This is a genomic window from Streptomyces sp. TLI_146 (assembly GCF_002846415.1).
In the GTDB taxonomy this organism is placed as follows: Bacteria; Actinomycetota; Actinomycetes; order Streptomycetales; family Streptomycetaceae; genus Streptomyces.
This window is the reverse complement of sequence record NZ_PJMX01000001.1, coordinates 573,438-591,540: the sequence shown is the minus strand read 5'-3', so window position 1 is coordinate 591,540 and position 18,103 is coordinate 573,438. Positions and strand designations below refer to the sequence as shown.

Annotated in this window: 17 protein-coding genes; 12 read left to right on the top strand and 5 right to left on the bottom strand. The window is 68.9% G+C overall.

Annotated features, from left to right (window positions below):
* Positions 1-36: 36 nt before the first annotated feature.
* Positions 37-900, bottom strand: coding sequence for a LysR family transcriptional regulator (locus BX283_RS02760; RefSeq protein ID WP_101386068.1), 864 nt, complete (start codon positions 898-900; stop codon positions 37-39).
* Positions 901-995: 95 nt separating this feature from the next.
* Here BX283_RS02760 and BX283_RS02755 point away from each other — a divergent pair, with 95 nt between their 5' ends.
* Positions 996-1,733 carry an SDR family oxidoreductase gene (locus BX283_RS02755; protein WP_101386067.1) on the top strand — a complete coding sequence of 246 codons (738 nt, stop codon included), beginning with the start codon at positions 996-998 and terminating at the stop codon, positions 1,731-1,733.
* Between the two features lie 181 nt (positions 1,734-1,914).
* On the opposite strand, the gene BX283_RS02750 is transcribed toward BX283_RS02755, so the two are convergent.
* Positions 1,915-2,808: a LysR family transcriptional regulator gene (locus BX283_RS02750; RefSeq protein WP_101386066.1), complete on the bottom strand. Its 894-nt coding sequence runs from the start codon at positions 2,806-2,808 to the stop codon at positions 1,915-1,917.
* 139 nt (positions 2,809-2,947) lie between these two features.
* On the opposite strand from BX283_RS02750, the gene BX283_RS02745 reads away from it, so the two are divergent.
* From BX283_RS02745 to BX283_RS02730, 4 genes are all read left to right on the top strand, one after another.
* Positions 2,948-3,766, top strand: a complete 819-nt coding sequence (locus BX283_RS02745; protein WP_101386065.1) for a 3'(2'),5'-bisphosphate nucleotidase CysQ — start codon at positions 2,948-2,950, stop codon at positions 3,764-3,766.
* 46 nt (positions 3,767-3,812) lie between these two features.
* Complete coding sequence (locus BX283_RS02740) at positions 3,813-4,409, top strand: NADPH-dependent F420 reductase (RefSeq protein WP_101386064.1); 597 nt, start codon at positions 3,813-3,815, stop codon at positions 4,407-4,409.
* Positions 4,410-4,490: 81 nt separating this feature from the next.
* Complete coding sequence (locus BX283_RS02735) at positions 4,491-5,015, top strand: hypothetical protein (protein WP_143676359.1); 525 nt, start codon at positions 4,491-4,493, stop codon at positions 5,013-5,015.
* Positions 5,012-6,889 (top strand): caspase family protein, encoded by a 1,878-nt coding sequence (locus BX283_RS02730; RefSeq protein WP_101386062.1) that lies wholly within the window; start codon positions 5,012-5,014, stop codon positions 6,887-6,889. The genes BX283_RS02735 and BX283_RS02730 overlap by 4 nt, the downstream gene beginning before the upstream one ends.
* An 84-nt stretch (positions 6,890-6,973) precedes the next feature.
* Here the strand turns inward: BX283_RS02730 and BX283_RS02725 are convergent, their stop codons facing one another.
* Complete coding sequence (locus BX283_RS02725) at positions 6,974-7,579, bottom strand: TetR/AcrR family transcriptional regulator (protein ID WP_101386061.1); 606 nt, start codon at positions 7,577-7,579, stop codon at positions 6,974-6,976.
* Positions 7,580-7,730: 151 nt separating this feature from the next.
* Between BX283_RS02725 and BX283_RS02720 the strand changes: the two genes are divergently transcribed.
* On the top strand, positions 7,731-8,900 hold the full coding sequence (locus BX283_RS02720; RefSeq protein WP_101386060.1) for an NAD(P)/FAD-dependent oxidoreductase: 1,170 nt from the start codon (positions 7,731-7,733) through the stop codon (positions 8,898-8,900).
* Positions 8,901-8,971: 71 nt separating this feature from the next.
* Entirely contained in the window at positions 8,972-10,018 is a 1,047-nt protein-coding gene (locus BX283_RS02715; RefSeq protein ID WP_101386059.1) for a sulfotransferase, read from the top strand.
* Positions 10,019-10,090: 72 nt separating this feature from the next.
* Here the strand turns inward: BX283_RS02715 and BX283_RS02710 are convergent, their stop codons facing one another.
* Positions 10,091-10,615 carry a carboxymuconolactone decarboxylase family protein gene (locus BX283_RS02710; RefSeq protein ID WP_101386058.1) on the bottom strand — a complete coding sequence of 175 codons (525 nt, stop codon included), beginning with the start codon at positions 10,613-10,615 and terminating at the stop codon, positions 10,091-10,093.
* 61 nt (positions 10,616-10,676) lie between these two features.
* On the opposite strand from BX283_RS02710, the gene BX283_RS02705 reads away from it, so the two are divergent.
* The 4 genes from BX283_RS02705 to BX283_RS42380 all read left to right on the top strand — a co-directional run bounded on the left by BX283_RS02705 (position 10,677) and on the right by BX283_RS42380 (position 13,584).
* Positions 10,677-11,600 carry a pirin family protein gene (locus BX283_RS02705; RefSeq protein ID WP_101386057.1) on the top strand — a complete coding sequence of 308 codons (924 nt, stop codon included), beginning with the start codon at positions 10,677-10,679 and terminating at the stop codon, positions 11,598-11,600.
* Positions 11,601-11,674: 74 nt separating this feature from the next.
* Entirely contained in the window at positions 11,675-12,016 is a 342-nt protein-coding gene (locus BX283_RS02700; RefSeq protein ID WP_101386056.1) for a GNAT family N-acetyltransferase, read from the top strand.
* 181 nt (positions 12,017-12,197) lie between these two features.
* The gene (locus BX283_RS02695; RefSeq protein ID WP_101386055.1) at positions 12,198-12,788 is read left to right on the top strand and encodes an alpha/beta hydrolase; all 591 of its coding nucleotides are present in this window, start codon (positions 12,198-12,200) and stop codon (positions 12,786-12,788) included.
* Positions 12,789-13,173: 385 nt separating this feature from the next.
* Positions 13,174-13,584 carry a transposase gene (locus tag BX283_RS42380; RefSeq protein WP_373979098.1) on the top strand — a complete coding sequence of 137 codons (411 nt, stop codon included), beginning with the start codon at positions 13,174-13,176 and terminating at the stop codon, positions 13,582-13,584.
* A gap of 6 nt (positions 13,585-13,590) precedes the next feature.
* Here BX283_RS42380 and BX283_RS02685 read toward each other — a convergent pair whose 3' ends face one another.
* Positions 13,591-17,454 carry a hypothetical protein gene (locus BX283_RS02685; protein ID WP_257581790.1) on the bottom strand — a complete coding sequence of 1,288 codons (3,864 nt, stop codon included), beginning with the start codon at positions 17,452-17,454 and terminating at the stop codon, positions 13,591-13,593.
* 215 nt (positions 17,455-17,669) lie between these two features.
* On the opposite strand from BX283_RS02685, the gene BX283_RS02680 reads away from it, so the two are divergent.
* The gene (locus BX283_RS02680) at positions 17,670-18,014 is read left to right on the top strand and encodes a hypothetical protein (protein WP_143676358.1); all 345 of its coding nucleotides are present in this window, start codon (positions 17,670-17,672) and stop codon (positions 18,012-18,014) included.
* Positions 18,015-18,103 lie beyond the last annotated feature (89 nt).

Sequence of the window (18,103 nt, the reverse complement as noted above, 5' to 3'; positions counted from 1 at the left end):
CGGCAGTGGCTTCTGACGGACGTCTGCTCCCGGTGGCTATAGCTCGGTGGCCGTCCGGATCAGCTGGGCCAGGGCGCGGGAGCGGCTGTGTGGGGGCCAGGCAATGTGGGTGATGACAGGGGGTGCGTCGGTGAGGGGGACGGCAGTGTGTTCGACCCATAGCCAGGCGCGGGAGGATTCGGGGCAGATGGCCGCGGTGCGTCCGAGGGCGATCAGCTGGGCCAGTTGGGTCTGGTCGCGGACCTCGGGGCCGGGGCCGGGAGGGTAGGCGCCGTCGCGGGGCCAGCGGGCGAGCGGAAGATCAGGGGCGTCCGTGACGTCTGCCAGGGACAAGGTCTTGTGCGTGGCGAGAGGGTGCCCGGCGGGCAGGACGGCGATCCGCCCCTCGGTCAGTAGTTCCTCGCTGTCGAACCCGGCGAGGGAGTTGAACGGCGTCTGCATGAGGGCCACGTCGGCGCGGCCGTCGCGCAGCAGTATTTCCTGTTCGCCGATACCGCATGGCAGCACTTCGATCTCGGCGGCGTCGGGCTGGGCCGCGTAGGCGTCGAGAAGCTTCCGCAGCAGTTCTTGGGACGCGGCGGCCTTGACCGCGAGCACCAGGCGATCGCGGGCGCCACCTGGATGATCGGCGCCACCGGCGCGACGGGTACGGCGTGCGGCGGCCGTGGTCGCGTGCAGGGCGGCACGACCCTCGTACAGCAGGACCTCTCCGGCGCCGGTCAGCGAGACGCCGCGGCGGTTGCGGTCCAGCAGCGATACGCCGAGGCGTCGTTCGAGCTGCTGGATCGCGCGGGACAGCGGTGGCTGGGCGATGCCGAGCCGCTCTGCGGCGCGGCCGAAGTGCAGCTCCTCGGCGACGGCCACGAAGTACCTCAGCTCGCGGGTCTCCAGGGTGTCCATGCCCGGAGCGTACTCCCCGGTGATACCCCACGAGTATCACTGGATGCCGTATCGGTGTTGGTCGCATTCGCCGTCGGTGAGTGAGCATCAATGCCATGAGCAAAACGAAGATTGCGCTGGTGACCGGCGCGAACAAGGGAATCGGGTACGAGATCGCGAACGGTCTGGGTGCCCTCGGATACCGCGTGGGCGTGGGAGCCCGGGACGAGGCCCGGCTCGAGACGGCCGTGGAGAAGCTGCGCGCCGCCGGGGTGGACGCGTTCGGGGTGCCGCTGGAGGTGACCAGCGACCGCAGTGTCACCGATGCCGTGGAACTGATCGAACGGCAGGCCGGGCGTCTGGACGTCCTGGTCAACAACGCCGGGATCTCGGGAGAGTCCGGCCCGGGGTGGGTGCAGGACCCGACCGCACTCGACCTCGACGTGGTCCGCACGGTCGTGGAGACCAACGTCCTCGGCGTCATCCGCGTGACCAACGCGCTGCTGCCGCTGCTGCGGCGCTCCACGTCACCGCGCGTCGTCAACGTCTCCAGCGGCGTTGGCTCCCTGACCCGGCAGGCGGACCCGAACATCGAGATCGGCCCCGTCATGGCGGCCTACGCGCCGTCGAAGACGTTCCTCAACGCCATCACCGTGCAGTACGCCCGGCAGTTCGCCGGTACGAACATCCTGATCAACGCCGCCTGCCCGGGTCTGGTCGCGACCGACTTCACCGGCTTCCACGGATCCCGCACTCCCGAGCAGGGCGCAGCCACCGCGATCCGGCTCGCCACGCTTCCCGACGACGGCCCGACCGGTTCGTTCTTCGAAGACGACGGCGTCATCCCCTGGTGACCTGCGGGCGCCAACGCCCGTCCGGCCCCTGGGTACAAGGACCGGCCTGATGTGTCGGAGCTCCACGGCCGGCACCCGCACACACAAGCCGCTGCTGACGTTCAAGCAGATCGCCGTGGTGGGTCGCGTGGACTGCGGACGTACGGGTGAACCGGCCGGACGGCACCGACTACGACGCTGCTCACGTGGCCAGCGCGGTTCGCGCCAGCTCGCGCAGCCAGGCGTGGGCGTGGTCGGTGTCGTAGCGCTGATGCCACGACAGGTATATCGGTGCCGACGGCAGTTCGAGGGGGAGGGGGAGTACGGCCAGGCCGAGGTCGGCGGCCGCTGACCGCGTGGTGGCTTCGGGGACGCTGAGCAGGATGTCGGAGCCGCGCGCGAACTCCAGCGCGGCCGCTTCCGTGGGCGCCGTCGCCACCACGCGGCGGGTGAGGCCGAGCCGCGCGAGGGCGTCGTCGATAGCATTGCTGAGATTTCCACGTCGCGAGACGGTGACGTGCTCGGCGGCGGCGTACCGCTTCGCGGTGACGGTCCTGGCGCGGGTGAGGGGGTGCCCCTGCCTCACGACGATGACGAGGCGGGTCTCGCCCACGTTCTCGGCACGGATGTCCGGTGCGCTCGGGCGGCTGGCGTTCGCCTCCAGGTCGACCTCGCCGCGCCGCAACTCGGGGGTGTCGATGCTCGATTCCGCGACGAAGCGCAATCGCACGCCCGGCGCCTGTCCGCGCACGGCCGCGAGCAGTGCGGGGCCGCTCAGCGCGACCAGGGAATCGTGCCAGCGGAGCGTGAACGTGCGCTCCAACGTTGCCAGATCGAGTTCACGGCTCGGTGCCAGCACCCCCTGGACCTGGTGCAGCAGCTCATGCACCTGTTCCCGGACGGCGATCGCATACGGCGTCGGGGTCATCGTGCGACCGGTGCGCACCAGGATCTGATCCCCGGTGGTGCGCCGAATCCGGCCCAGACTCCGGCTCATCGCGGGGGCGGTGACATGCAGGCGCGCTGCCGCCCCGGCCACACTGCCCTCCTCCAGCAGTGCGTCGAGCGCGGCGAGCAGGTTCAAATCCAATTGCATGTGAGTAATCCTAGCCGTGCCTAACATGCATTTGAAGTTAACTGTGGGGCTGCATACCGTTGAGGCGAAAGCGCAACAAGCAACGCGCAGTTCGGGCCTCCACCGGCCTCAGCACCCCTCCTCAGACGGGAACACCACCATGTCCGAAACGCTTCAGACCACTGACATCGCCGCCTCCGACGCCGACCTGCTCGCCGAGACCGCGATCGCCGTGCGTGAGGCGGGTTCGGCGCTGCGCGAGCGCTTCGGTGAGGTAGTCCGCTACCAGACCCGCGAAGAGCTGATGCGCGCGCTCGCCGCCAACGACGACACGGCCCTCGACATCCTGCGCCCCCGCCTCACCCGCCTGCGCCCGGACGCCGGCTGGGTGGAGGACGAACTGGACGGCGGCGCGCTGCCGTCCGGCGAATGGTGGGTCGTGGACCCGGCCGAAGGCAACGTCAACCACCTGCACGCCCTGCCGGAGTGGGCGGTGACCGCCACCCTCGTGCGGGAGAACCAGCCGGTGCTCACCGTGGTTCACCTGCCGTTGACCGGCGAGACCTACACCGCGCTTACCGGCGCGGGCGCCCACCTCGACGGCAGGCCGCTGCACGTCTCCCGGACCGCGGACCTCGGCCTGAGCATCGTGGCCACCAGCCAGGCCCGGCCGGACGAGGATGAAAAGGTCGTGCGGCGCGTCGGCTCCTCGATCACCGCGATGCTCTTCGACGCGCTCGTCGTCCGCGTCGCCGTACCCGCGACCCTGCATCTGCTGAACGTGGCCGCCGGCCGGATCGACGCCTTCTGGCAGTACTCCGGCGCCCGCGCGGACTTGCTTCCCGGAGCGCTGCTCGTCACTGAGGCCGGCGGACGGATCTCCGACGCCGAGGGCCGCCCCTGGACCCCGCAGAGCCAGAGCTTCGTGGCTGCCGCGCCCGGTGTCCACGCCGAGGCCGTATCCACGCTCTCGCGCTGACCGCGCACCACAACCCACAACGCACGTACGGAAGGACCAGATCATCATGACCAAGATCGCAGTTCTCGGAAACGGCCGCGTCGGCGGCAACCTCGCCGCAGCCCTCACCCGGGCAGGACACGAGGTGACCGTGGCCGACCGCACGCCGGGCGCCGCCGCCGATGCCGCCCGCACTGCCCGTATCGTCATCAACGCCACCCCGGGTGCCGGCTCGCTGGACCGGCTCGCCGCTCTGCGCGACGAACTCCGGGACAAGATCCTCGTCGACGTCTCCAACGCCACCACCGACGGACCGGACGGACTGCCCGCCGATCTGATCTACCCCGGCTCGAGCCTCGCGGAACAACTCCAGGAAGCGCTCCCCGAAACGCGTGTCGTCAAGACACTCAACACCATGCTCTTCCCCGTGATGACCTCACCGGCCACGCTCTCCCAGACGCCGACCGCGTTCCTCTCCGGCGAGGACCCGCAGGCCAAGCAGATCGTCCGCGAACTGCTCACCGACCTCGGCTGGCAAAAGGACTGGATCACCGACCTCGGCGGGATCCGGACCGCCCGCGCCACAGAGGCCGCGATCCTGTTCGTACCGCACGTCATCCGCTCCACCGGATTCACCCCCTTCGCGATCTCCATCGCCCGCTGACTGTCGAGCTGGGGCGGCTGGAGGCAGGTAGCTGCTTCGAGCACCACGTACGTGCGAGGAGCCGCCCGCCCCCCTCCAGGAATGCGACGGTTCGTCACCGTTGAGTGGGGCTCATCCGGTGCAGAAGGCGAAGTGCTGAGATTCGGCCCGATTCCGGCGCTTGCGCGGGATGATGAGCGGGTGACATCGGCGACATCTCAAGAGTTGCGCATCCGTACCGCCTCCGGGTCCGGCGAGACCCACGACGGACCCGACGAGCTGAGATCCCTCTTCAACTGGTTGGGACACGAGGACGCGCTGCGCGGACGCGTACGCGTCGAACACGCGCCGATCACGCCGGGTGAGATGGGTGGAGGGCTGGACGCCCTGGTGGTGGCCCTCGGTCCCGGCGGCGTGGGCGCGGCCGCGGTCGGCGCGTTGATCGGCGCTCTGGCCACCTGGTTCCAGCATCGCCGTGCGGACCTGCGGATCACCGTCACCAACGAGAACGGACGCACCGTCGAGGTGGACGGCAAGCGCGTCGACGTCTCCGAACTGGTCGAGGTCGTCGAACGGTTGCTGGTGGAAAGGCAGACAGGCAGGGGCGGGGAGGGGACGCCGGAGTGACTCGGTTCCCGGACCCGGCTGCTTCGCGGGCCGTCCTGATCGGCGTGAGCCGCTACGAGCACTCCGAACTGCCCGGGCTCCCGGCGGTGCGGGCTAACCTCGCCGATCTCAGGGCGGTCCTCACGGATCCGGTCAACGGGACTTTGCCGGACGAGCACTGCCTCGTGGTCGACGAGCCCCAACTCCCGACCGACTTCGGGCTCCGCGTCACCAAGGCCGCCGACGAGGCCACGGACGTCCTGCTCGTCTACTACGCGGGTCACGGAGTCGTCGACGGGCAAGGCAGGCTCCATCTGGCCGTGTTCCACACCGACCCGGCACGGACGAGCGTGACCGCGTTCCCCTACGACGTCCTGCGGGAGGCAATGGTCGACAGTCGCGCGGCGGTGAGCGTGCTCGTACTGGACTGCTGCTTCTCCGGCCGGGCGGCCGGACCGATGGGGGGTGAGCAAGGGCTGATCAGCGGCCAGATCGACATCGCCGGTACGTACGTCCTCGCCTCGTCATCGGCGACCAAGCCCTCGCTGGCTTTGCGGGGAGCGACCCACACCGCCTTCACCGAGGCACTCCTCGCGGCGCTGCGCCGCCCGGATCCGCTCACCCTCGACGCGTTGTACGACACGGTGCACCACCACCTCCTCGCCCGGTCATTACCACTGCCCCAGCGGCGGGTGATGAACACGGCGGGAGGCCTGACCCTGGTGAAGGGCCCGCCTACCGCAGCGCACTCCAGCCGTACGACCGACGCCGAGAGGAAGCCGCCGACCCGGTGGAACCGGCGTGGGTTTCTGGTCGCGGGCTGCACTGCCGGTGTGGCCCTCGGTGCCGCGGCCCTGGAGTGGCTGCTCAAAGGCGGGGCGGATCCCGACACATCGGGCGCCAGCGGAGCGTCGTCGAGTGGCTCCCCGGCGAGGAAGGTGACCGGTGCCCACTCTTCCGGGCAAGCCCTCGCCGCTCACGAGGGCCCCGTCCTGTCGGTGGCGTTCCGCCCCGGCGGAGAGATCCTGGCCAGCGGCAGTGCCGATCGGAGCATCCGGCTGTGGAAGGTGACCGACCCGGCCACAGCGGCACCCCTCCTGTCCCTCACGGCCCCCACGGACAACGTCGACGCGGTGACGTTCAGCTCCGACGGTGGCCTCCTGGCCGGCGGCGGTAACGACAACGCGGTGTGGCTGTGGATGACCACCGATCCCGCGAAACCGAGACCGCTCAGCCGCCTCACCGGCCACACGGGCGCCGTCTTCTCGGTCGCCTTCAATCCCGACAGCACCATCCTCGCCAGCGGCAGCGCGGATCGGACGCTCCGCCTCTGGAATGTGTCGGACCCCGTAAAGCCGACACTGATGGGCCGTCCCGGCACCGGCCACACCGACGCAGTCCTCTCCGTGGCATTCAGTCCCGACCAGAGCCTCATGGCCACCGGCAGCGCCGACAACTCGATCCTGTTGTGGAACGTGGCCACCCCGCCGGCCACCGCGGGCGCGCCCGTCCCCGGTCACAAGAACCGCGTCCACAGCGTGGTGTTCAGCCCCGACGGCAAGTTCCTGGCCAGCGCAGGCGGGGACAGGACGGTCCGCCTGTGGAACGTGACCGACGTCGCGAACCCGACCCAGATCGGCGCCCCTCTGTCTGGTCACACGGATGCGGTCTACTGCCTTGCCTTCACCGCCGACGGCAAAGTCCTGGCCAGTGCCGGTGCCGACAAGAAGGTGCTCCTTTGGGACCTGACCGACCCGGGAGAACCGCAACCACTCGGCCACCCCCTCGTCGGGCACGCGGGCGCCGTTCACTCGGTCGCCTTCACCACCGACGGCAAGCTCCTGGCCAGTGCCGGCGCCGACAACAAGATCCGCCTATGGACGGTCGCCCGCTGACAGTCGCAAACACAAGGAGATCCGCTGCGGATCAGGCCCGCCAGGATCTGCCCGGTGGCCCTTTCGGCGACGAGGCTGGCGCATTCACGCTTGGGGGCTGATGTTGTTCCAGCCCTGTTCGAGGATGTCGAAGGCGCGGTTGACCGCTTCGTGGCCGTCGGCGCGACCGCGAGCGGTGCGGGGTGCTTCCAGGACGAAGTGGGCCAGTGCCGCGCAGTGCGGATCGTCGGCGGGGCGGCCGGTCGTTTCGGCGATGGCCTGACCGAGTGCGGTTTCGTGTCGCAGCCACATCTGTTGGGCGTAGTCGCGCAGGGCGGGGGTGTTTTCCACGAGGGCGACGAAGTCCGCGAAGGCGGGGTCGTCGTCCCTGGTTCCGACCCGGTGGCGGAGGGCGTGCTCGCGCAGGGCCGCGAGGACGGACTGGCCCTGGGGCCTGTCGTACACGGCGGCCAGGAGCCCGGCTTCCCGCCCGGCGTCCTCGTCGAAGACGAGCGCTTCCTTCACGGGGAAGTGCTTGAACAGGGTGGTGGTGGACACGTCCGCCGCATCGGCGATCTCCCGGATGCCGACCTGGTCGTAGCCGCGTTCGAGGAAGAGGCGCAGGGCGGCATCGGCCAGAGCCTGGCGGGTTGCGGCCTTCTTGCGTTCACGACGCCCCATCGACGCGTCCTGTGCGGTCGTCTCGCTCATGCCTCAACTCTACGCGTTCGGTTGAACAACTGTAAAAGTTGAGTTGTTGCACTTTTGGGGATGGAGTGCTCTTCTGGAGGGGCCAGCCGCACGGCGCTGCCCGGACGCGGCCCTACCTCCTCTTGAGCACCCCCATGAACGGAGCCTGACCATGGCCGCCTCCACCACACCCCGAATCGCGATCATCGGCGCCGGTCCCGGCGGACTGATCTGCGCCCGGATCCTGCAGCGGCACGGCATCTCCGCCACCGTCTACGACCTGGACGCCTCCGCTACGGCCCGCGACCAGGGCGGCACCCTCGATATGCACCCCGACTCCGGCCAGAACGCCCTGCGGGAAGCCGGACTACTGGATGAGTTCCTGGCCTCGGCCCGCCCCGAAGGCCAGCAGATGCGGCTGGTCAGCCGCGACGGGCGCGTCCTGTTCGACGCCACCCCGCCCGAGACCAACGCCGAAGACGGCACCCCCGAAATCGACCGGGGTCAGCTGCGTCACCTCCTGCTGGACTCACTCGAGCCCGACACCGTGCGCTGGAGCCACAAGCTCACCCACGCCGAACCCCTCGCCGCAGGTATCCACCGACTGCACTTCGCCGACGGCTTCACCACCGAGGCGGACCTCGTCGTCGGCGCGGACGGAGCCTGGTCGAAGGTCCGCCGTCTGCTCTCCGACGCGACGCCCGTCTACACCGGCGTCACCTTCGTCGAAGTCGGCCTCGACCAGGCGGACATCCGCCACCCAGCCCTCGCCGCGCTCACCGGTGACGGAACGATGATGGCTCTCGACAACAACCGGGGCTTCATCGCCCAGCGCAACAGCCGCCAGCACGTACGCGTCTACATCGGCATGCGCATCGACGAGAACTGGCACCACAACACCGGCCTCGCCCTCGCCGATCCCGACGCCGTCCGCAGTGCGCTCCTCAAGGAGTTCACCGGCTGGAGCCCCGACCTGCTCCGGTTCATCACCGACACCGACACCGGCTACACCAACCGGCCCCTGTACGCCCTGCCCGTTCCCCACGCCTGGCCGCACACTCCCGGCCTGACCCTTCTGGGCGATGCCGCCCACCTCATGTCGCCGTTCTCCGGCATGGGCGCCAACCTCGCCATGCTCGACGGCGCCGACCTCGCCCGCGCCCTGATCAACCACGGCGCCATCGACGAAGCCGTCCGCGCCTACGAACACCTCCTGCTGCCCCGCTCCATCGAGGCTGCCGAGGGCGCTGCGGAGGGGATAGCCGGAGCCTTCGCACCCGACAGCGCGGCCCAGACCCTCGCCCACATGACCCAGAACGGCTGCGCCGCGTCGGGCCGGTGAGGGATAGAGCGCGCCTTGCAGGGGAAGTCTGGTCGCGATTCCGGTAGTCGGCTTCGAGGGAGATCTCAGGCATGCGCACCTTGACCTTCGTTGTCGGTACCGGCCGCAGTGGGTCCACCGCACTGTCGGGCATCGTCCACGCGCATCCGGATGTCCTCAGCCTCAACGAGCTGCTGTCGTCGGTGCAGAGCCAGGGTCTGCCCGCGGGTCAGCTGGACGGTGAGGAGTTCTGGCGGCTGCTCGCCGAGCCCAACCCGCAGTTCGAGACGATGATCCGCAACGGGGTCCCGATGCCGGAGTTCCTCTACACCCGGCGTCCCGGACGCTTCGCGACCGACACCACGGGCATCCCCGCACTGTCCCTGATGGTGCTTCCTCATCTCACCGACGACCCGGACAAGCTGTTCGACGATCTGGAAGGCCAGGTGCGCGGCTGGCCGCGGCGGACCGTCGCAGAGCACTACGCCGCTCTGTTCGGCCTGCTCGGCGGGCGGGAGGGGCGCACGGCGGTGGTCGAGCGATCGGGCTACTCGCTGCACCGGGTGCCGTTGCTCCGCAAGGTCTTCCCGCACGCGCGTTTCGTCCACCTGTTCAGGGACGGACCCGACTGTGCCCTGTCCATGAGCCGGCACACGGGCTACCGGCTGATCTTCCTGCTGCGGGAGATCCTCGCCCGCAGCGGTGCCGAGCGCATCGAGGAGCTGACCGAGGAGCAGATCCGCGCCCTGCCACCCACGTTGTCACCACTGCTGGCCGAACGCTTCGATCCCGCCCTGGTCCTCGACTCCGACCTGCCGGTCGCCCGCTTCGGGGCCCTGTGGTCAGAGCTCATCGTGCAGGGCGTGGCTCATCTCGACGAGGTGCCCGCAGCCCAGCGGACCACCCTCGCCTACGAGGACCTCCTCGACGAACCCCGAGAGGAGCTGACCCGCCTGGCGGACTTCATCGGCGTCGAACCACTGCCGCGATGGCTCGACACCGGCGTCGCACGCCTGGGCAGCAGTCGACGAGGCGCTGCCCGACGACTGCCCGCACCACAGCTCGCGGCCCTCCAGGAATCCTGTGTCCCGGGCACCCAGGCCCTGAGGTCCGACCGGGCGCAGGGTGGGCTGACATGAGCGGCGCCGATCCGGGAGGGTCCGCCAGTACGCCCGTACGGCAGCGCATTCGGCCTGTGACCTCCTGGCGGGTCAGTGGGCGCCGGTCTCCCGTACCGGATGCTTGCTCAGGATCGACACCCGGTTGAAGGCGTTGATGGTGATGGCCACCCAGATCACAGCGGAGATCGCGCCGTCGTCCAGTACCGCACGCGCCGCTTCGTACGCGCGCTCCTGGGCGAGTGCGTCCGCGGGATGAGTGGTGGCTTCGGCGAGGGCGAGGGCCGCGCGCTCGCGCTCGGTGAAGAGCTCGGTGTCGCGCCAGGCGGCCAGTACACCCAGACGCCGGGTGGTCTCACCGGCCCGCAGCGCGGCGCGGGTGTGCACGTCGAGGCAGAAGGCGCAGCCGTTGAGCTGGGAGACGCGGAGGTTGACGAGCTCGACCAGGATCCGGTCGAGGCCCGCCTCGGCCGCCGTCGTCCGCACGACGTCAGCGCTCTTCACCAGCGCCTCGTACGCGGCGGGACTCTGCTTGTCGAGGTAGACCCGACCGGTGGCCCCGGAGACTGCCGTGACCTCTACCGTTGTACTCACCTTGCGCTCCTTGCCTGTTGCCATCGGGGTTATGATCATCCATGATAGTTGAAAGCGCAACAAAATTGAGGAGAGGGGTCGGGAGATGAGTGACATGGACGTCGAGGTCCTCACCGCCCGCGACGTGCCGCTGGGCGGACCGCGAGCGATGACCGTACGCAGGACCCTGCCGCAGCGGGCGCGGACCCTCATAGGCGCCTGGTGCTTCGCCGACCACTACGGCCCCGACCACGTCGCCGACACCGGCGGTATGGACGTCGCCCCGCACCCGCACACCGGACTCCAGACGGTCAGCTGGCTCTTCAGCGGCGAAATCGAGCACCGCGACAGCCTCGGCAGCCACGCCTTCGTACGCCCCGGTGAGCTCAACCTCATGACCGGCGGGCACGGCATCGCCCACACCGAGGTCTCGACCCCCGACACCACGGTCCTGCACGGCGTCCAACTCTGGGTTGCGCTTCCCGGCGAACACCGCCACGCCCCACGCGACTTCCAGCACCACGCGCCCAAGACCCTGCGCGTCGCCGGCGCCGACATCCGCGTCTTCCTCGGCACGCTCGCGGGCGACACCTCACCGGTGCGTACGTACACCCCGCTGCTCGGCGCCGAGATCGTCCTCGACGCCGGCGTCACCGTCACACTCGACGTCGACCCGGACTTCGAACACGGCCTGCTCGTCGACCAGGGCGACATACGCCTCGACGGCTCCCCTCTGCGACCCGCCGAACTCGGGTACACCGGCCCCGGACGTACCCGGCTGACACTGGCCAACGCCGCCGACCGCCCGGCTCGCGCGATCCTGCTGGGCGGACCGCCCTTCGACGAGGAGATCGTGATGTGGTGGAACTTCATCGGCCGCAGCCACCAGGACATCGTCGAAGCACGGGAGGCGTGGGAGCACTCCTCTGACCGTTTCGGCAGCGTCGACGGCTACCCGGGCGACCGGTTGCCCGCCCCCGCCCTGCCCAACGCCGTCATCGCCCCTCGCAAGAACCCTTCCCGCCAGTGACCCCTTCCTGCCGCTGAACCCTTCCCGCCCGGACCCCTCACTCCGCTGAACCCCCTGCACCCGAAAGAGCCCTCATGAGCGAGCAGAGCCCCACCCCCGTCGTCCGTCGCGTCGATACCCGTCACCGTTACGAGATCCTCGTCGCCGAGGCGCGCGCGGGCCTGACCGCGTACCGCGACCGCGACGACCGGCGGGTCTTCTTCCACACCGAGATCGACGACGCGTACGCCGGGCAGGGACTCGCCGCGATCCTCGTCGAGCAGGCCCTGACCGACGTCCGCGCCTCGGGCATGCGGATCGTCCCCGTCTGCCCGTACGTGGCCAAGTTCCTCCAGAAGCATACGGAGTTCGCCGATATCACCGACCCGGTGACCCCCGAGGTCGAGACCTGGCTCGACGCCCAGCTGGGACGCTGACGCCCCGCCTGGCAGGAGTGCTCCTCAGGAGCAGGCGAAGGCCGTCTACGTAACTACTGAACTGCGAAAACCTCGATCCAAGTTCGCGATCGTCGTCGTTCGATACTGAGCCGCGGTGAACAGCAGTGGCGGCGTTCGAGCACCGGGAGACACGTGATCAACTCGCTAGTAGTCTGCGGCCATGTCTGATCCCGTACCCTTCGCCGTGCCCACCCGTTTCGACGGAGGCCGAGACCGTGTCGCAGTTGTCGTTCCAGGCGTCGGCTACTCGCCTGCCCGGCCGCTGCTGCACTTCGCCCGGAGCGTCCTGCTCCAGCACGGCTGGACGGTCCAGGAGCTGTGGTGGCAGATCCCCGATGGGTTCGCGCAGTTCACGGTGGACGACCGGATCGCATGGGTGGAGCAGCGGGTCACCGAGGCCATCGAAGCCGAGGCAGGGGCTTGTCAGCTCGTCGTCGGCAAGTCCCTGGGCTCCCTCGCCTGCGGCATCACAGCTGACAGGAACATTCCGGCAGCCTGGCTCACCCCTGTCCTGACCAGCGACCACGTTGCCGCGGCTCTCCGGCGAGCCATGGAGCCGACCCTCCTCATCGGCGGAAGCGCCGACAAGCTCTGGGATTCACGAATGGCTGCGTCCCTGCGACACGACGTCCTGGAAGTGCCCTCGGCGAACCATGGCCTGGAGCTTGCGGACGATGCCGCAGGATCGGTCGAGGTCCTGCGGCAAGTAGTCTCTCGGCTGGACCGCTTCATCGGCTCGCTCAGCCGATGAGGGTATCTGACGAGTTCGTAGGGGTCGTCGGCCTGGGATGCGGATGGTGGTGATCCAATGACACCCAAATTCATCGACAAACCCTCCGTGGGGCAACCGGCGCAGCCATTTGACAAACGGGGTCGAATTTGCGAAAAGTCGATCTCTTGTTACCGTTCCATCAAGGGCAACCAAGAGCCGAACTGGCGGGTCCTAGGCGGAGTTTGGCGCGAGAATGACAAGTCGAGCGCCTGTCTCGAAGTGTTCGAAGGAGCGGGGTACGCCCCGACCTGTTGATTCTCGCTGTGCTGATAGTGCCCCCCGTGTGGTCGTGTACCGATCCATGCGTTCGTACGGGTAGTTACGATCCGTAGCGTTAGGCGGGTAGGACACCCGCGCCCAGCACATGCCGCAACGAGAGGTGAACCACGATGTCTCAGGCTCCCGTACGCGCCAACGCTCCACAGTTCGAACTCCGCTGCGGGGGACTGCACGTGACAATCCAGCGCATACCGGTGTGGCTGGTCACACTGGCCACAACAGTCAGCGCCACAGGGGCAGCCTGGTGGACGAGCCGCTAGTACTTGAGTGTGACTTCGTAGTTCCACGTCACGTCGCGCGTGTGGTCGGTGTCTTCCTCGCCTACGCAACCAGCCGGGGGCGGGCACTGATCGACCGTCGGCTCTGCCTGCCTGAGTATTCCTGGTGCCCTTGTCCCGAGCGGCGCCAGGCTGCCGGGATACCCGAAGAGGAGCAGTTCGCGCCCAAGTCTCGCCCGGCCTGGGAGACGATCGCCGCGCCGTCTGGGAGCTTGTGACGGTTTTCAGCAGGTCTTTCGGTAAGAGGCCTCTCGGATATATGTGCGCCATTGGTCTCGGGCAAGGCCGGTCCCGACGCGCTTGCAGGCCTGGGCTGCCGCATGTTCCGCAGTGACGCCGTACGTGTGGAGTGGCACGTTCGCACCCGATGAATAGAGGGTCGTGCTGTCGGCGTTGAAACCCAGGGCGAGGACCGCCGTATCACCCACGGGAAGGGCGGAGCCCACTTGCCGACCCGAGCCCACGTCCCACAGCCGCAGTGTGCCGTCCATGCCTCCAGCGGCCAGGGTGCGCCCGTCCGGGGAGAACGCCAGCGCCGACACGTACCGGGGCTGGCCGTTGTGAGCCGGGGGCTGGGGAAGCTCGCCGATGGGGCGGCGGGCGTCGCCGTCCCAGATGGTGACGCCACCGGACTCGTCGCCCGATGCCAGGTACCTGCCGTCCGGGCTGTAGGCGAGAGCGGTCGTGTCGCCGGTGGTGAGGGTGCGGCGTGTGACGGTGCGAGTCTGCAGGTCCATGAACTGACCGTGGCTGGTGGCGAGGAGGCGTCCATCGGGCTTGATCACCAGGGTTTCACCGCCGATGGCGGGGATCTCGCGGGTCCTTGTCCCACGGCGCGTATCCCAGTACTCGATGGCTTCTTCCTCCGGTATCCGGGAGGTCAGCAGCGTTCTGCCATCGGGGTGGAAGACGATTCCGTTGACCGAGTTGCCGTAAGTACCAGGGATTTTGGAGCCGTGGCGCGTCACTGTGACGGAACCGGCGGCCCGGCGGGCCGTGACATCCCACAGGAACACCTTCTCCGGGGGAATCGATGCCGTCGGATCGCTGACTCCGTAGGCGAGAAGGCCCCCGTCAGGGCGGAAGGCCATGTGCACCGTACAGGGCATCGGAGCCCGCGCTGCCGTGTCACGGGAAGGGCACGGGGCGGATGGCAGATCCGCCACCGGTCGGCCACTGCGTCTGTCGCGAAGCTGGATGTGGGCGTGGCCGGTGCGGGTCTCCTGGTGGGCGATGGCGAGTGTGCCGGCGTCGGGGCTGAAGGAGGCCGCCACGGCGGTCGGGCTCTGCCAGTCGGCGTTCAGGACTCCCTCCAGAGCCAGGGAGCGCACCACGGTCTGGGAGCGGCCCGCGAAATAGCGGATCCGGCGTTCCTCCGTGTCGAGCCTGAGGTCGCTGACCACTTCATCGGCGAGGGAGTAACGGAAGACAGGTGCCTTGGGGGAACTGGTTCGCCACAGCAGGATCTCGTCGACATCCACGGCGGCCATGAAGGCGCCGTCCGGGCTGAATACGACGTCTCTCAGTCCGTCATGACGGATCATGGGCAGTTCGCGGCCCGAGGCGATATCCCAGGTGCGGACTCCTGCCGCGCCGCGCAGGACCAGGCGCTGGTTGTCGGCAGTGAACTGAAAATCTTCCTCGGCGCAGTTCTTGGCGGTGGCCGGCGGCGCCCACGTGGTCGGCACCCGCTCCTGCCGGATGATGTTCCATACCTGAAGGCGGGCTCCAGGCAGGCACAGCGCCATCAGGCTGTCATCGGAGCTCACCTGGACATCGGGCAGCGGATAGCTCGTCATCCGACGCTGCCGGAGAAGCCGTCGCATGACAAAGTCCGGGATGTCGGAGAGCTGTCCCGGCTGGACGTCGGGCAGACGATCCTGCTCCCGGTGCTCCAGTACAACCCGCCCCGTTCTCACGTCCCGTAACTGGACCACCGCCTGTGGTCCTGCGGTGCGATAGAGGACGAGAATGTTGCCACCGGGACTGATCTCGCCCCCGTCGTCGGCCGGCATGCTGGGCCCTGCCGCACGGCCCGCCCGCACGTCCCACATCTGTACGCTGCCGTCCTCGCGTATGAGGGTGACCGCGCGGGCGTCAGGACTGAGCGTGCCAAGCTCTGTCAGGCGGCTGCCCAGCCCCGGGAACGACGCGGTACGCCGGTGCGTCCGGACGTCCCACGCCGTCACTTGGTCGACGCCGGCACTGATCAGCGTGCGGCCGTCGGCGGAGAGATACCGGACCGCCCCGGGATCGGAGTTCGGATCGGTGAAGGCGTCCTGCTCCTTCTGTACCGCGGCACCCATCAGCGCCGAACGGGTTTCAGGGAGGTCGACGAGGTTCCATGCGGCGATGCTCAACCGCATCGCGGACGCGGGGTCCGTCACCCGCAGACTCTCAGCCAGGGCCGCTACACGACGAGCCTCGGTACGCAGCCTCTCCTGCTCCTCGGCCTCGCTCTGCCGCCACGCGATCACACCGACCAGCAGGACGAGCACCGCCAGGGCGGACAGCCCTGCCCTGAGCCGCCGTACGCGTCGGGCGGCGCGGGCCGTGGAGCGCCGTTCTCGATCGCGGAACTCGAGGCTCGTGGTGAGGAAGGCGCTTTCCAGGCCGGTGAGGTCAGTGGCGTGCCCGGAGCCGAAGTGTTCCTGAGCGGTGTCGAGGCGGGTGCCGCGATACAGTGCCCCCGCGTCGCGGCCCGTGTCCTCCCAAGAGCGGGCGGCTTCCGTGAGGTTGCGGTGCACGCGAAGCCGTTCACGGTCCTGTTCGAGCCAGCCGCGCAGCCTCGGCCAAGCGGTCAGCAAAGTCTCGTGGGCCAGGTCGACGGTGTTGTAGTCGAGGGTGAGCAGCCGCGCGCGGGTGAGGGCCTCAAGGACCTGGGTGGTCTCCTCTCCGCCGATGTCCTGCAACTCGGTGAGTTCGGCAGGCCTTCGGGTGTCCGGGGTGCCATCGCCGGGGGAGACCAGGCGCAGCAGCACGAGGCGGGCCGCATGAGCCTGGTGTTCGGTGAAGCCGGCGTAGACCTCCTCGGCGGTCTTGGCGATGGCGCCGTCCAGGCCGCCGACCGCCTCGTAGCCCGCGAGGGTCAGTGTCTTGCCCCGCCGCCGGCGCCAGGTCTCCAGCAGCACGTGCGACAGCAGCGGCAGCCCGCCGGGTGCGTCGGCGATGTCGTCGAGGAGGCGTGCGGTGAGGGCGCGCTCCACGGTCAGTCCCTCGGCTACGGCTGGTTTGACGATGGCCTCGCGCAGTTCCGCCGGTCGCATGGGGCCGACCAGCAGGTTGGCGTCGTTCAACGCCTCGGAAAGGTCGGGGTGTTCGGTGCAGCGGCCGTAGAAGTCGGCGCGCATGGCAAGGAGTACGCGAAGTCGGTTCTCTGGTTGCCGGGCGGTCAGGAGCATCTCGATGAAGGCGGTGCGTTCGGCCGGGTCGTGGCAGAGCGTGAAGACCTCCTCGAACTGATCGACGATCACGAACACATCGGCCCGAGCCTCATCCGTGGCGGGACCGGTGTCGAACGCCTGGGCGTGCGTGCGGGCCGGGAGCTGGCCCGGGGTCAGGATCCGGATGGCGGCGGGGCGCAGTGCGACGTCCTGGGTTCTTTGCAGGGCGGGGATGAGGCCGGCGCGCAAGAGGGAGGACTTGCCGCTGCCGGACGCCCCGGTCACCGCGCTGAACCGTCTCCGGCCCACGAGCGCCAGTATGTCGGTGGTGAGCTTGTCACGGCCGAAGAACCGGTCGGCGTCACCGGGCTCGAAGCGGGCCAACCCCCGGTACGGCGGCTCCCCGCACCCCTCGTTCTGCGAACCGGACGCAGCAGCCTCGTCCACCGCCTGCTTCCACCGAGCCTCCCACACCACGGGATCGCCGCCGCACGCCTGAACGTAGGCCAGTACCACCGGCAGTGTCGGCAAGTGCTCACCACCGGCAGCCTGCGACAGCGCTGTGATCGAATATCCGGCCCTCTGCGCCAGCACCCGGTAGGTGATGCCGCCCGCGTCGGAACGTAGCTTGCGCAACTCGAACGCGAAGCGCTGAACCGGACCCGCCCCCGGATCCACCGGCACCTCACGACGCCCCACCCCCATGTCTCCGCCCCCTGTCAGCCAGCCTCCCGCACCAGATGGGCCAGCCACGCTACGGACTCGTCCATCGGCCCGGACAGAACGCGTCCGGCCATTGTTTGGGCGCCTGACCAGCACTGCCAAACAATGCGGCAGCCGCTGAACTCGATGTTGCGAACCCTGAGAACGCTCCAGCGGCGGACTGCTGGACGGTCACGGGGGTTCGGCTCAGGGGGAGCGTGATCGGTGTCCGCGTTGAAGAGACGTCGGACACCGATCTCTCACTTTCGATGAAAGGAAGACAGATGCGCATGCGTTCCGCTCTGGTCACTGCGGCGCTAACGGCAGCACTCGCTGTCGGCGTTGCCGGCACGCCCGCACAGGCAGCCGATGCCGGGAACGACATCCGAACCACCTCGGTCTCGTCACCCATCGCCGCCGCCAGCTGGCACACCATCGACACCTTCTTCTGGGGCTGGGAATGCGAAGCCGCCAAGACCAGCCTTGAGATGCGAACAGGCTGGATTCTTCGTTGCGACGGCGGCAGCGCCGTCAGCTACTACAAGCTCCAGCGCTGGTACTGACACGACAGGAGCTCGGACTCTCCGAGCGGACGAACGCCCGAGCGTATGCCATCGCTCTCGCGTAATCGAGCGGTGGGACGCCGGTCCAG

Coding starts and splice junctions, on each gene's coding strand:
- BX283_RS42380 (WP_373979098.1), top strand. CDS start 13,174: ATGCCGCAACGAGAGGTGAACCACGATGTCTCAGGCTCCCGTACGCGC.
- BX283_RS02750 (WP_101386066.1), bottom strand. CDS start 2,808: ATGCAATTGGATTTGAACCTGCTCGCCGCGCTCGACGCACTGCTGGAG.
- BX283_RS02685 (WP_257581790.1), bottom strand. CDS start 17,454: ATGGGGGTGGGGCGTCGTGAGGTGCCGGTGGATCCGGGGGCGGGTCCG.
- BX283_RS02700 (WP_101386056.1), top strand. CDS start 11,675: ATGAGCGAGCAGAGCCCCACCCCCGTCGTCCGTCGCGTCGATACCCGT.
- BX283_RS02725 (WP_101386061.1), bottom strand. CDS start 7,579: ATGAGCGAGACGACCGCACAGGACGCGTCGATGGGGCGTCGTGAACGC.
- BX283_RS02720 (WP_101386060.1), top strand. CDS start 7,731: ATGGCCGCCTCCACCACACCCCGAATCGCGATCATCGGCGCCGGTCCC.
- BX283_RS02715 (WP_101386059.1), top strand. CDS start 8,972: ATGCGCACCTTGACCTTCGTTGTCGGTACCGGCCGCAGTGGGTCCACC.
- BX283_RS02695 (WP_101386055.1), top strand. CDS start 12,198: ATGTCTGATCCCGTACCCTTCGCCGTGCCCACCCGTTTCGACGGAGGC.
- BX283_RS02755 (WP_101386067.1), top strand. CDS start 996: ATGAGCAAAACGAAGATTGCGCTGGTGACCGGCGCGAACAAGGGAATC.
- BX283_RS02760 (WP_101386068.1), bottom strand. CDS start 900: ATGGACACCCTGGAGACCCGCGAGCTGAGGTACTTCGTGGCCGTCGCC.
- BX283_RS02740 (WP_101386064.1), top strand. CDS start 3,813: ATGACCAAGATCGCAGTTCTCGGAAACGGCCGCGTCGGCGGCAACCTC.
- BX283_RS02735 (WP_143676359.1), top strand. CDS start 4,491: ATGCGACGGTTCGTCACCGTTGAGTGGGGCTCATCCGGTGCAGAAGGC.
- BX283_RS02705 (WP_101386057.1), top strand. CDS start 10,677: ATGAGTGACATGGACGTCGAGGTCCTCACCGCCCGCGACGTGCCGCTG.
- BX283_RS02710 (WP_101386058.1), bottom strand. CDS start 10,615: ATGGCAACAGGCAAGGAGCGCAAGGTGAGTACAACGGTAGAGGTCACG.
- BX283_RS02745 (WP_101386065.1), top strand. CDS start 2,948: ATGTCCGAAACGCTTCAGACCACTGACATCGCCGCCTCCGACGCCGAC.